The sequence below is a fragment of the Isoptericola sp. NPDC019482 genome, assembly GCF_040632295.1.
In the GTDB taxonomy this organism is placed as follows: Bacteria; Actinomycetota; Actinomycetes; order Actinomycetales; family Cellulomonadaceae; genus Isoptericola.
This window is the reverse complement of sequence record NZ_JBEYBQ010000013.1, coordinates 47811-61081: the sequence shown is the minus strand read 5'-3', so window position 1 is coordinate 61081 and position 13271 is coordinate 47811. Positions and strand designations below refer to the sequence as shown.

10 protein-coding genes are annotated in these 13271 nt (G+C 69.6%); 2 read left to right on the top strand and 8 right to left on the bottom strand.

Going from position 1 to position 13271, the window contains the following annotated elements:
- Positions 1-485: 485 nt before the first annotated feature.
- The 8 genes from ABZ493_RS11005 to mobF all read right to left on the bottom strand — a co-directional run bounded on the left by ABZ493_RS11005 (position 486) and on the right by mobF (position 11276).
- On the bottom strand, positions 486-881 hold the full coding sequence (locus ABZ493_RS11005) for a very short patch repair endonuclease (protein ID WP_430582203.1): 396 nt from the start codon (positions 879-881) through the stop codon (positions 486-488).
- 93 nt (positions 882-974) lie between these two features.
- On the bottom strand, positions 975-1943 hold the full coding sequence (locus ABZ493_RS11000) for a hypothetical protein (RefSeq protein WP_430582202.1): 969 nt from the start codon (positions 1941-1943) through the stop codon (positions 975-977).
- A 388-nt stretch (positions 1944-2331) separates the two neighbouring features.
- On the bottom strand, positions 2332-3279 hold the full coding sequence (locus tag ABZ493_RS10995; protein WP_430582201.1) for a NaeI family type II restriction endonuclease: 948 nt from the start codon (positions 3277-3279) through the stop codon (positions 2332-2334).
- 241 nt (positions 3280-3520) lie between these two features.
- A complete protein-coding gene (dcm, locus tag ABZ493_RS10990) occupies positions 3521-4780 on the bottom strand; it encodes a DNA (cytosine-5-)-methyltransferase (protein WP_430582200.1) in 1260 nt (419 codons plus the stop codon).
- Positions 4781-5191: 411 nt separating this feature from the next.
- Positions 5192-6646: a hypothetical protein gene (locus tag ABZ493_RS10985; RefSeq protein ID WP_430582199.1), complete on the bottom strand. Its 1455-nt coding sequence runs from the start codon at positions 6644-6646 to the stop codon at positions 5192-5194.
- Between the two features lie 6 nt (positions 6647-6652).
- On the bottom strand, positions 6653-6964 hold the full coding sequence (locus ABZ493_RS10980) for a hypothetical protein (protein WP_430582198.1): 312 nt from the start codon (positions 6962-6964) through the stop codon (positions 6653-6655).
- A gap of 167 nt (positions 6965-7131) precedes the next feature.
- A complete protein-coding gene (locus ABZ493_RS10975) occupies positions 7132-7470 on the bottom strand; it encodes a hypothetical protein (protein WP_430582197.1) in 339 nt (112 codons plus the stop codon).
- A gap of 272 nt (positions 7471-7742) precedes the next feature.
- On the bottom strand, positions 7743-11276 hold the full coding sequence (gene mobF / locus ABZ493_RS10970) for a MobF family relaxase (RefSeq protein ID WP_430582196.1): 3534 nt from the start codon (positions 11274-11276) through the stop codon (positions 7743-7745).
- 415 nt (positions 11277-11691) lie between these two features.
- On the opposite strand from mobF, the gene ABZ493_RS10965 reads away from it, so the two are divergent.
- Both ABZ493_RS10965 and ABZ493_RS10960 read left to right on the top strand, forming a co-directional pair.
- Positions 11692-12282: a hypothetical protein gene (locus tag ABZ493_RS10965; protein WP_430582195.1), complete on the top strand. Its 591-nt coding sequence runs from the start codon at positions 11692-11694 to the stop codon at positions 12280-12282.
- 254 nt (positions 12283-12536) lie between these two features.
- The gene (locus tag ABZ493_RS10960) at positions 12537-13256 is read left to right on the top strand and encodes a hypothetical protein (protein ID WP_430582194.1); all 720 of its coding nucleotides are present in this window, start codon (positions 12537-12539) and stop codon (positions 13254-13256) included.
- Positions 13257-13271 lie beyond the last annotated feature (15 nt).

The window sequence follows — 13271 nt, the reverse complement described above, 5'->3', positions numbered from 1 at the left end:
TCATCGCGAGGAGTCTGGCTCCACGACGCGCTCCGCCGGTGGTCTGCATGGGTGACGTCGCACCGTCAATGAGTCCCACCATCAAATCCGTGCCTCTCTGCAACCTGCCCAGCCTGTTGCCCCCGACACTAGTGGGGACCTCTGACACGAGGCGCGGTGTAACGGGTGAAATGTCGCAGTAAGCCTCTCTCGTACGGGACCGCGCTTTCAGCTCTGTCGCCCACTTCCGCTGGTCGGCGCGGCGGCGTGTCAGGCGAAGAGGATGGGTGAAGTAGGGGCTGCATCAGCTATCCGTACAGGGCTTCCCCCGTTCGCCGCGGAGACAGCGCTGCTCCAATGGGACTCCTCCTGGCCAGCCCAAGCGTCTACACGGTCGCCCACCACGTCGTGAACTACTCAAATGTCGACAACGCGACGCTCGACAGGTGGACCAAGAAGCACCTGCGTCTGCTGGGATGAGGAGACGCTCTGGTAGCCGCAAAGGCTTAGGAACAGTCCTCCGCATCGCGTGCTGCCGCGACCGTACTCGCGACAAGCTTCGCGACCTCCGACGGCAACTCATGCTCCCATACCCGCACCACCGACCAGCCCGCCTCGGCTAACCGTGCGTCAGTGTCGGCGTCCCGAGCACGGTTCCTGGCGATTTTGCCCGACCAGTAGACGGGGTTCGCCTTTGTCTCGGGCCGCCCGTGCTCGGGGCAGCCATGCCAGAAGCAGCCGTCGATGAAGACCGCGACCCTCGCCGGGCCGAACACGATGTCGGCCCTCCGCCGCAGCCCCGGCAACGGTGCGCGGTCGACCCGGTACCGCAGGCCCATCGCGTGCAGGTGGCGGCGTACCGCCAGCTCGGGACCTGTGTCGCGGGTTCGCTGGAGCTGCATCCGGCTGCGCACTCCGGGCGTCGACGCGTACGAGGCTCCTTCGAAATCCGTGCGCCGAGTACGCGCAGTCGATCCTGGACGCCCTGTCATGCCTCAATCGTCCAACACGTCGACATCCAGGTCCACACCGTCGCCGTCAGGGTCGAGTACTTGCGCCGGCGTGTTCATCAGGGCAGTGATGTCTTCGAACAGGTCGGTGAGGTCGAACAGGCGGTCCTGCATATGCAGCCACCGCCGGTACTCCTTCGCGTGGCGGTGGTTCGGCGCGAGCAGGCTCGACGGCTCCACGCCCGCCCCTGCCGGGAGGTCAGTGAACGGCCGGTAGAGATCAAGCAGCATTCGCTTGTTCACGTGGTAGACGCGGTCGACGAGCGGGTCGGAGCTCAGGTGATGCAGAATGTTGGGCTGGAATTCGTTGACCCCGAAAGCGATCTGCAGGTCAGGTCGGCGTCGCCGGTAGAAGTACGACTCGTGGAGATACGTACCGATCCGCTCCTTGCGCAGCGTCCACTTCGTCGAGATAAGGAGGCGGAAGTCGCGGGGCCCAAAGAGGACAAGATCAGGCTTCGAGTGGTAGCCCACAGGGGCGAGTTCGAAGCCCCGCAGAGTATGGAGGGTTGGCGTCCTCGACGGCTCGACTCCGCAAAGTTTGCCGATGATCACCTGGAGCGCGGTCTCGAACGCGGCACCCGTGACGTTGGGGTCGCGCTTCTTCTTCGGGGGGCCCAAGCCCTGTTTCGACCTCTCGGCGAGGTACGCCTTGCCGATCCGGTCGACGATCTTGAACGGGTCGCACGTGCGGTCGGGTACCAGATGCTCAGCTAGGTAGCTCGCCGCTCGGTCGGCAAGGTCGCGACCTGCCTGCGAGCGGAGCTTGTCGGACTCGATGATGTGGAGGTAGTCCTTGCCGTCGACCTTCTCCGACCACATGGTAACCGCGTACACGTAGGCCCACGCGTTGCTATTGGTCAGGTCGCCGAGCAGTGGGGGCAGCTCGTTGTCGACCAGGCCGGTGACGGTCGAGCGGTACCAGCCGACCGGGAGCTTGAACTTCTTCGCCACGGCGTGACTCTCGCACAGGGCACCCACACGTACACGGAGGCGAGCCGACTCAGCTGATCTTCGAGCGCAACCGATCGGTCGCGAACGCCTCGCGCGGGTGTGACCCTCCTAACCGCGGATTGCGCGCCGCTCCCCCCAGTCCGCGCGTGGGCGCGCCCGGCCCGCGTGCGTTCCTCAACCGCGAAGGCGCGGCGGATGAATCCGATCCTGCGCTCGATCTCGCTGTCGAGAAGAGTCCGTCCCACGGAGCGCCCTCTGGCGCCAGCCCAGCGCAGATCTCAACAGCTGTCGGCTCAGGAGCGCGCGTCGTCCTGTCCATGATGTGCCGATTCTGGCAGGGTCGCCGACTTGCCCGGGGGCGGCGCCGGGGAGTTCCGAGTCCGCGCTTTCAATGGCCAGTGCGCCCGCCGTACCAGACTGGGTCGAACGGCTGACAGGTGTCGTTGGCCGCGGCGACCAGCGCCGTACCCGTCGGGCCGTACGCCACCCGTCCTGGCCAGTCCGGTGTTGCAGGGGCCACGTGCCCGGCGACGTACTCCGTACGGCGTGGGACGGGAAGGCCGAGGTCGCGGGCGGCCTCGCGCTGCCAATCGTACGCGCCGCCGAGGACCACGATGCCCTCGTCGGCTAACGGGTCGCGCGAGCCGGACTGCCCGCCGCGGACACGTCGAGTGACGTCGAGCTGGGCTGCGACTGTCGCCACGGCGGCACGCCCGACGACGTGCCCTGCGGTGCGGCGGAAGAGCTCGGAGATTCTCGAAGTGCCGGCTCCGGCCGCAAAAACCGCGTCGACGTCGGCCTGTGGCATGTGCAGGAGGATGTTCGGCGGCAGATCCGCATCTTGCTGAAGCCATGCGATCGTGGCGCGCCCTGCCAACGAGAGCGTTCGCTTGGCGTCACGGTTCTTCCCGCCGTTGAGCAGTTCCTCAGAGGCCCGTACGACACCGATGGAGAACTTCGACTTCTGGTCGCTGGCAGTCACGACCATGCACAGCTCGCCGACTGCCTCCGGCGGGAGCATCCAGCCCCCAAGGGCCTGACTGTACTTTGCGTCGACGTCGTGACCGGCGATGCAGTAGTCCAGTTTCACACCGTCGGCGTACTCGAACTCGCGCTGGAGATTGATCTCCACCAGCGTCCCGAAGTGAGTCTTCTCCGTCTTGAACAGCTGGTCCCAGCGGTAGCGCTGCGTCCGCACACCGTCGTAGAGCTGGTCGAAGGTGTTCCGCAGGACTTGTGCGGTCTTCGCACCTCCAGGGTCGAGCCGCTGCATCTCTTGTACAACGCTGTCGCGGGCAGGATCGACGGGAAGGCCAATCGGGATGTCCAGTGTCACATCCGGAAGGCTACCGACGTGCGCGGATAACTCCCGGTCAACCCACCGGGTCCCACCGGGCAAACCGATGAATCGGCGCGAACGCGGGGCAGCGTGCACGGTGGAGCCCGACTAGGACGGCAACACGCACGCACCAACAACAAGCTCATGGGGATCTCAATCGCCCCGGTGAGTCCGGAGGCGTTGGCGTGCCCCGACTCCCGTGGGGTCGGGGCACGCCAACGCCTCCTCGGAAGCTCTCTCAGCTGATCCTTGATCGCGCGGTCTCGAACGCCAGATGGCGCACGTGGTCTTCCTGTCCAACGAACCCCTTAAAGGCACCCAGCACATAGGTACGCTCGTCACCGACTCCGTCGTGCTTGATCTCGAAGTCGCGCGAGAGCGTGCCCAAGCGCTGCTCGAAGTCTTTATCCCCGATTACACCGCCGGTGGCCTTGATGACCTGACGAGCTGTCAGCGGTCGGTCAGCGCGCCTGAGGGCAACGTAGATCGGGTCATGCATCACCTCAGCCTCGGTCTGCGCGAGATCCTTGGGGGCTCCCTCGTGCTTGAGCGCCGAAGCGATCGCGCCACCAACGGCACGCGCGACCGGCGGCGGGAACGCGTTGCCGATTTGCCGGTAGCGGGAAGTCTTGCGTCCCGTGAACACCCACTCGTATTCCGGCTCAGGCCCCCATCCCTGAATGCGCGCGACCATCTCCGTTGTCAGTTTCGGAACCCAGTTGACGGGGTGCTCCGAGGTCGGAGGTGTGTCGCTCACGCCCAGCCCGTCGACACCAAGTGCCTCCCACGCCCGCTTCGCACGCGTCGGACCGAGGTCTGCTCCACCGTGCTTCTTGGACCCCCCGACGATGGTCGGTGCGATCCCGTCTGCGCGGGCCGCCCACGCGGCGGCGCCCCGCCAGCCATCAGCCTCCATCAGGTCGTGCAGGGCCGAGCCAACAGTCCCGATGAACGGGGTGGGCTCGGGCCAACTGAAGTGGCGTGCGTCCTCTTCGCGCAGCGCGACAAGGATGAATCGCGGCCGCAACTGAGGGACGCCGTAGTCCCGCGCCTCGAGGAGCTTCCAGTCCGACCAGTACCCCAACTCGGCGAGCCGGTCCTTGACATGCTGGCGGTAGCCCGAGAACCGAGGCATCGACAGGCCTCTCACGTTCTCCAGGAGTACAGCACGCGGCTGCATTCGTCCGGCGAGCTCCACCGCCCACGCGAACAAGTCCCGCTCATCGCTCGTACCCAGCTGCTTGCCAGCAATCGAGAACGGCGGGCAGGGGACGCCCCCAGCAAGAAGGGCCAGATCCTTGCTGAAATCGTCTGGGTTCCAGACGCCCTCGTCGGCGACGTCACCGACCCGAACTTCCCACTCGCGGTTCGCCCTCAACGTCGCGGCGGCATGCACATCGAGTTCGACCGCGAGCGTGTGCTCGAAGCCGGCAAGTTCAAGGCCGAGAGCTTGCCCCCCAGCCCCCGCACAGATCTCAACGACTGTCAGACCGCTCACAATCAACTCCTCTAGGGTCCCACCGAGGGTATTCCACGGCGATGCTGGTGCCCGCCACCGACACGGATCCGCGGCGCGGGGAGGTTGCCAGCCAGCGTGCCGGAAGCGTTCCCGGCAGGCACCGTCCCGGTCGCCACCCTGTGGAGAACACCCGGCCCGTGCCGACTGTGGACAGCCGAGCCTCGTTGCAGCCCGCAAGCACGTCCCGCGGACCTGCTTCAATACATCCAGCCGCGAGAAACGCTACCTTGCACATGGCCGCGGGTTGAGCCCGCCAGTACCTCAGTCAGCCGTAGAGCCCCAGCGTCTCCTTGGGGCCGCGCCTTGCAGGGCTTCGGCTGCCCACGATGCGGCGCCAGCCCAAGACGGCGACGCGGTATGCCATGTGGACCAAACACTGTGCCCGCACGGCTAGATGGCGATCCCAGAGTTCGATGACCCCAGTTTCGCTGGCAAGCCGGTACTCACAGGGGACCCACGACTCGGTACGACGATCGGTGTCTGCGGCGCCCCCTTCGGCGGGCGCCCCCGCGGCGAGTCGGCCACCGACGCAGATAGGGTGGTCAGCGCTCGACGAGAATCGGGGGCTCTGGACACTCCCTCGCCCGCAGCCTGGAGGTCAGTGGCAACGATGAGAAGCCCGTCGCGCGCGGGGCCGACGAGCCGCTCGTAGGTATCCGCTGACCGATGAACTCCGATCGCGGTGCTCATCGCGAGGTGTCGCCCGGTGCGCTGGAAGTAGCGCTCGTCCTCGACCCCTTCCTGCAGTCGGGCTCCGAAGGCGTTGTCCACGTCGTTGAGGACGGCGGAGAGTCGCAGGACCCGATCGCGGCCCGGCTGGTTCGCGTCGCTCAGGAGGTCCAGCGCGACGGTCGCGTCGGCGACCGCTCGGTCGCCGCGACCGAGGTTGCCGCCAACAGAAGTGCGCAGGACGACGTTGAGGTCGGCGTAGGTCTTGGCGCGAGCGTCGAACCACTGCTCGCACTCCCCCAGGCAGGCGCTTGCGGCGAGGCGTGAGGCCTGCAACGCGACGAGTCGGTTGAGACGGCTCAACGCACGCAGCGCGAGTGCCCGGGGGAACTCTCGCTGCAGGTGGACAGCGGCGTTGTGCAGGTAGTCGATGGCCCGATCGACGTGGTCGACCGCTGTCGGCACGACGAGCCGCGGCCGCGAGCGCCACCCGGCCTGGTCGACTGCGTAGGCGTCGGCGGTGATCTGTTCCTCGGCCCATCGGACCGTCTCGAGGGCGGTGGAGACGATGCCGATCGGTTGGCGGAGGTGGTCGCTTCGACGCTTCCGGGCGAGCTCCGTGTGCCGGTTGCGGTCGCCGAGGAGTCGCCAGTTGGGGGCGTGGCGGTAGCGGTCGTCGAGCCGGATCAGGGCGTAGACGAGTTCGGCGGCGTCCTTGACCAGGACGAATCGTTGGCCGCGGTCCAGGTCGCCGCCGAGGGCGCCGAGTTCGCGGTCGAGTCCGGCGACTGCGGCAGCGGCGGTGCGCCGCCACACTTCGACGAGCCCGATCTCCTGCCGGGTGCCGAGCTCGTTCGTGTTCGCCGCACGGCCCGCGGGCAATCGTTCTGCCTCGGGTGCCATCTCGGTGATGCGCTCGTCGAGCCGCCACGGCAGGTTCCACGCTGGTGCAATGCCCCCGGGTGGGAGGGCGGTCTGCAGCAGTCGGCCCGCGTAGGTCCAGACGATGGCGCGGTAGCGCTGGATGAGGTCCGCGGACGCGCGTGCCTGCTCGGGGGTGCCCCATGCGGGTGCGCGTCCGTTGCCTGCCCGGCCGAGGTAGAACGTGATGCGCCGGTAGCTGAGCAGGTCGACGATGGCGGCCCGCAGGTCGGCGTTGACCTCGCCGTACGTCATCGCCGGTCACCGGCCCGTGCTCGACGGGGTGCGGTGGCCCTCGTGGTCCGGGTCGGTGGCCCAGGCGACGTCGAGCAGGTTGCGGCACACGCGCAAAGCCCCAGCGGGGATGCCGAACGCCGCGAGTGCGGTCAGCGACTCGTGCGCCAGGTCGTACAGCGCCCGCTTCGGCACGTCCCACTCGCATTCGCCGAGTGGTGGGTCCAGCGGGGCGTGCAGGGTGTCGAGCGTCTCGAGGACGACGTCGTAGTCGGCCGGGCTGTCCCACGAGACGGTCTCGGCCAGGCCGACGATCGCGTGGCGGGCGGCCTCCCACACGGTGCGATGGCGTTCAACCTCGCCTGTGCTGGCGGTTGCGAGGCTTGCGGGACCCGCGGATCCGCTGTCGCGTGGTGCCTGATTCATCGCCGGATTCCTTCGCTCGTCCTTGGGTGGGCGCCGTCCGCCGACGCGTCCGACTGAGGTGTGCGGGCAGCGCCACGCGTTCAGCGGGCGAGGCGTCGGCGCACCGCCCACGCGCCACGGCGCAGCCCGCGGCAGACGCCCAGGAGCGGCCACGCAACGACGCCGCAGGCGAACTTCAGCGCGTCGATGCACGCGACGAACAGGGCGAGCTGGAGCCAGATGTTGGTGTCCGCGCCGGGCAGGTCGGAGATCCATCGGGCGACGGCGTAGTAGCCGACGTATAGGGCGATGGACAGCGGCCACGCGTACCGCAGGTGCCCGGGCTGGCGCATCCAGCGCGCGATGACGTTGGTCGGGTAGAACCGCTGCGAGAACCGTGCGTAGGCAAGGGCGAGGGTGAAAACCATCTGGGTGAACACGGCTTGCTCCCCACTCGTCGATGCCGACCCGGCGGGCCGGTGCTTCGACGGTGGAGCGGCCCGGGCATGCCGTGGGAACCCGAGCGCAGATCTGTGGACAACCAGCTCGCTGGGGCGGCTGGGGACAGGTACCACGACGACTCGCGCTCGCGACCTCCGCCCGCTGCGGGGGAGCGTCCACAGATCCCTGACCAGCCCTTCCGCCCGTCAGCGGGCAGGGTCACCCTGACCTCATGGACCGATGGCGCAAGACCCTGGCGACGGTCACCGGCTCACCCGAGCGCGGGACCGTCCGCGGGCTGGGCCCCGACGCCGGCCGGAGCTCGGTGGGCGACGGTGCGAGCTGCCTCGACAGCGGCCCGTGCGCGGCGCTGATCGCGCTGCTGCGTCACGGTTGCGACCTCGCCTCCGACGGCGGCACGCGCACCGCGGAGCCCGTAGCGGTCCCGGTACGCCGCGACGACGGCGACCTGATCGCGCCAGGCGCGGCGCCCGGCCTTGTCGTAGGGCTCGTCACCGAGGTCGTGCAGCCACGGTTCGCGGTCGCGCACCGCCCTGGCCGCCACGGCACGCGCTCGTTCGACGATGCGGGCGGTGCGTTCGTCCAACGCGCGGCGCGTCTCCGGGTCGACGAGGCCGCAGACCTGGGGCAGCAACCCGGCGATCAGACCCGTCTCGTCGGCGTCGATGGGCTGCGCGACGGCAGCCTGCAGCCGCCAGGTCAGCACGGACGCGATGTTCGCGGCGTCACCGAACCCACGACCTGCCACGACGTGCGCCAAGACGTGAGCGACGTCGCCCCCGTTCGCCTCGATCCGTCGCAGCTCCCCGCACAGGGGCCCGAAGGCGTCGTCGGCGACGATCGCCTCGACGTCGTGCGCGGTGAGCCCGGCGTGCGTGGTGAGGGCCGTGCCGACGAGGTGCTCCCACCGGTCACGTTGGGCGAGGGTGGCGATGGCCTCGTACTCGGCGGCGAGCTGCGCGATGGACGCGTACCTCTCCCGTTCGGCCTGCCGGGACTCGTGCGCGGACAGTTCGACACCGGAGCGTGCCAACACGCTGGCAAGGACGCCTCGCGCGGTAACACGTCCGTCGACGGGATGGGCGTGCAGGTCGTCGGGCCGGTCAAGTGCGACGTAGGCCGTGTTGGTGTCCCGGCCGCGGCTCATGGCGACGTAGAGGTTCTCGCGGCTTGTGGCGCCTGCGACCACGACGTGGCAGGTGTCGACCGTCATGCCCTGGGCGCGGTGGGCGGTGACCGCGTAGCCGAGGTCGACGTGCTCTCGCACGTACGCGGCGGGCAGCACCACGCTCCCGCCGCGCCGCACGCCCTCGCGGCGCACTTCGAGCCCGCCGCTGCGACGCACGTCGACGACGCGCCACCGATCCCCGTTGCGCACCCACCCGCCCCGTGGGGTGCGCAGGCGGCGGTCGTTACGGCGGGTGACGACCAGGTCGCCGGCGGACGCGCGGGCGTCGCCGGCCAGCGCGGCCTCCCGGTCGGGCAGGGTGTCGCCGTCGCAGAGACGTTCGGCCCGGGCGCGCTCGTTGAGGTCGCGCACGTGGTCGGTGGAGTCGGTGACGAGCAGGGTGCGCATCCCGCTGCCGGCGTCGGCGCGCCAGGCCAGGTAGGCGGCGTCGACCATCTCCGTGGTGGTGCCCGCGCGCACCCGGTCGTGCGCGATGTAGTCCTCGACGACCTCGACTCGACCTGCGCGCAGGTCCAGCGAGGCGTGCTTCTCCCACTCGTTCGCGAACCGGTGCACCTCGGTCAGCTGCGGCACGACGCCGTCGCGTGCCTCGCGCAGCATCGAGAACGCCCCGCCCGCGTCGACGGCCTGCAGCTGGGCGTGGTCACCGACCAGCAGCACCTTCGCACCCGCCACAGATGCCAGCCCGGTGATCCGGTCCAGGGCGCGGGTGGGGGCCAGGGTGGCCTCGTCGACGATCACCAGCTGCCCCGCGGTGAAGTCGGCACGCCCGTGGTCGTGCTCGTGCAGCCACTTCGCCGTGTTGTCGCACCCGATCTGCAGGTCCCCGGCCAGCACCTTGGCCGCCGCCGCGGACGGAGCGAGCCCGACGACGGAGCCCGGCCCGTACTGCGCCGCCCAGGCACGCCGCAGCGCGCTCATCGCCGTCGTTTTACCCGCCCCGGCCGGCCCGACCAGCAGGTCCACCTGCCGCCCGGAGGTCGCCACCCAGGCCAGCGCCCGAAGCTGCTCCGCCGACAGCCCGTCGCCCTCGCTCCCCCGGCCCACGACGACATCGACCACCTCATCGGCGAGAGCGGGCGCTGTGCGGGTGGCCCCGCGGTCGAGGAGCCGTTGCTCGGCGTCGAGGATCGCCTCGGAGGTGAAGTACGCGCCGTGCCGGGACCGGAACATGTTGCTGCCGTCAGGACGACGCAGCACCTCCGGCGTGGTGGTGGAGTCGGGCGGCGTGAGGGGCACGGACCGGCGTTCGGCGGCAGACGTGATCGCGGCTACGACGCTTTCTCGGTCGGCCGTCGTGGCGAAGCGCCACCCCATGGTCTGGCGGGAGGCCTCGGCCCACAGGTTCCAGTGCCGCCAGGTCGCACGCCGCTCCCCCACCACCTCCAGGACGCGGAGGGCGACGTCGTCGACCATGTCGTCGGGGACGCGGTCCGCGCTGAGGGCTCGCTGCGGCGGCCCGGCGATCACGCGACGGGCCCACACGGTGGGGTCGACGCCGAGGAGGTGCCGGGCACGACCGCGCCAGCCGGCGGTGAGGTCGGCGAGGGAGTGGATCTGCTTCTCGGCGCGGGTGTCGAGGGTGGCCTGGGCACGCATGCGGATGATCCCCGCCCGCGAGGGCTGCCTGCCGTGGGTGGCCACGTAGTCGGCGATCATCCGGTTCTTGGCCTGCTCGATGAGCCGGGTGCGCGAGGAGAATTCGGCGATCAGGCCGTCGCCCACCCCGGCGATCTCCCACTGCGGAGAACGGTCCGCACCCCGCAGCCGCCGCTCCCAGTCGACGCCGAACTCGGCGGTGAGCCGGTCGGCGAGGACCGCGTTGTAGTACTCGCTCAGCGCCACCGTCGCCGCGTGCACGGGCCTGCTGTCCAGGCTGCGCCACCGGCCGTCGCGGACGGTCTTGACCTTGTTCGACACGACGACGTGCGTGTGCAGCTGCGGGTCGTTGGCGCGCGAGTCGTAGTGGTCGAACGCCGTCGCCGCGACACCGACCACGGCCTCCTGCACACACGAGTCCGATCCGCTACGGGTGGCCGCGACCTCACGCTCGAACAGGCCGATGACGGCCGCCACCGCCGCATGGTGGATCGCCGCGATGCGAGCCTGAGTCTCCGCATCCGACAACGCCCACAGCACCGAGACCGACTTGGTGACAGAAAAGGTCAGGTCGTACCCGGCGACCGCAGTCCGCGTGCCCTTCGCCGTCTCCTGGGCGGTGATCGCGGCGACGGCGTCGGCCCGCTCGCCCTCGTCGAGCGTCGTCGGCAGCCGGTCGACCCGGTCCGCGATCCGGTCCGCGACCGACACGTATGTCGGGAACGGACGACCGAGCGCCTTCCCACTCACCGGGTCGTGCCCCGCCCCCAGCAGTTCCTCAAGCTGCCGCGCGGTCACCACGTCGCCCTGGGCCAGCGCGCCGTCACCGAGCTCGGTCACCCCGGCACCCAGCCAGTAGCCGGGCGGAGTGCCCTCGTCGAGGTAGTAACGCGTCAGGGGTGTCGTCAGCGATCGGTTGCCGTCGCCGGTGACGACGGACCGCAGGAGGTACTCATACCCCTTGCCCGCCGTCATCACCCGCAGCGAGACCGTCATCGCGACACCTCCGGCCCTTCCGACCGGAAGGTGTCCCGCCCGAGCACCGACACAGCCAGACGTGTGGCGGCTCGAAGGGCAGCAGGGCGATGAGCGGGGTGGCGACCCCGTGCGCGGTCGACGATCGGCGGGCGGGTGGGGCCTGGGGCCGGTCATCGGTCGGGGCGTCGGCGGCGGGCGCACACCTGGGTGACAGGACGACGGCGAGGGTCCCGAGGGGCTCCCGAACGGGGACGCACGGGACGCGTGGACCGCGACAAATTGCGGCGGGAGGCAACTGATGGCAAAAAGGGAGATGCGTGTCTTCGGCCGGCACCGTCGCCGGCGCGGGGGCGAACGCGTTTCGGCGGAAGGCCTCGGAGGTATGCATCTGGGGGAACGTGTCGGCGCAGCGGTGACAGCGATCGTCCTCGCCGTGACCGTACCTGCCGCCTGCACCGACTCACCGGGCAGCGAGCCGACGTCGAACCCCACGCAGGCCACCGCGGAACCGACGACGTCACCGGACGAGTCGCCGACCGGTTCGCCGTCCCCGACGTCGGACACCGACATCGCCGCCGCGGGCGCTGAGGCCGTCCTGCGCGAGTACCTCACGCTGAGCAACGATCTCCGCACTGACACGAGCCGGCCGCTCGACGAGCTCGAGGAGGTCGCGACGGGACTCGAGCTCGACTCCCAGTCGAAGTTCCTCACCGACTGGCGCGAGAAGGGCTGGCAGGCGACCGGGGAGGCTCGGCTGGTCGAGCTCGACCTCGTCGACGTGTCCCTGGACAACTCCGACCCCGATGCCGGGAAGGTCCCCACGGTCACGATGGAGGCATGCGTCGACGTGACGGGATCCGACGTCGTCGACTCCGACGGGGACTCCGTCATCGAGCCCAGCCGAGCCGACCGCACCTGGACCCGCTACCTGGTCTCGAACTACCGATGGGACGACGACCCCTCGGACTCTTGGCGAGTAGCAAGCAGCGAGACCCTCGAGCGTGAATCATGCGACGCTGCCTGACACATGCCGTCGTCGTCCTCCTGGCCGCCACGGGGATCCTTGTTCTCGCGGGGGCCGGAGCGCACGCGGACGGTCCCTCGTGCCGCACCTACGACCCGTTGACGGGCGCCTGCGTCGTCAAGGCCATCGACACCGGAGCCGCGCCGGACACGGTCGATCCGGTCGCCGGCGACGGCGCCGAGGGGGACGGCCCGAAGGACACGGGGTCGGGCTCGCCGTGCTACTTCGACCCGTCGGACAACGGGTACTCGGCCGTGCCGGCGGGGCCGGTGCCGTGCACGAGCGATCTGGGCTACTGGTCGGCGGCGCTGCAGTGCTACATCAAGGTGCTCGACCCGCAGCCGGATGCCTCGGACCCTGCCTGGGACGGACGTTCCCCCGACGACGGCGGTGCCGTGTACGGGTGTCACCAGCCGTTGCCGATCGACGTCAGCGTCTACATCTGGCTGCAGAACCCTCCACCGGCCGCAGCCGCAGGTCCTTCTCCACGTGAGGTGGCGGAGATGGCGATCGACAAGATGCACCTGCAGGCGATCGAGATCGGCATCGTCCCCGAACCTCGTCCCGATCATGTCGGGATCGTCGGTCAGCCCGTGTGGATGTGGGCGGCCGATCCCGGACCGGCCACGGTCGGCCCGGTCACTGCGTCGGCCTCGGCCGGCGCCATCACCGTCACCGCGACGGCACAGATCCACAGGATCACCTGGACCATGGGCGACGGTGCCACCATCGAGTGCCGTGGTCCAGGCACACCCTTCACCGACGCGTCCGCCGGCACCCCCTCACCGGACTGCGGGCACGTCTACAAGACCTCGAGCGCGGGACGTCCGGGTGACAAGTTCACAGTGACCGCGACGTCCGACTGGGCCATCGAGTGGGAAGGCGCGGGGCAGACCGGCACGATCCGCATGGACGCGTTGCAGCGCTCGGTGCAGATCGCGGTCGGAGAGGCGCAGGTGCTCGTGACCTCGTAGGCCTCGCACCTGGGC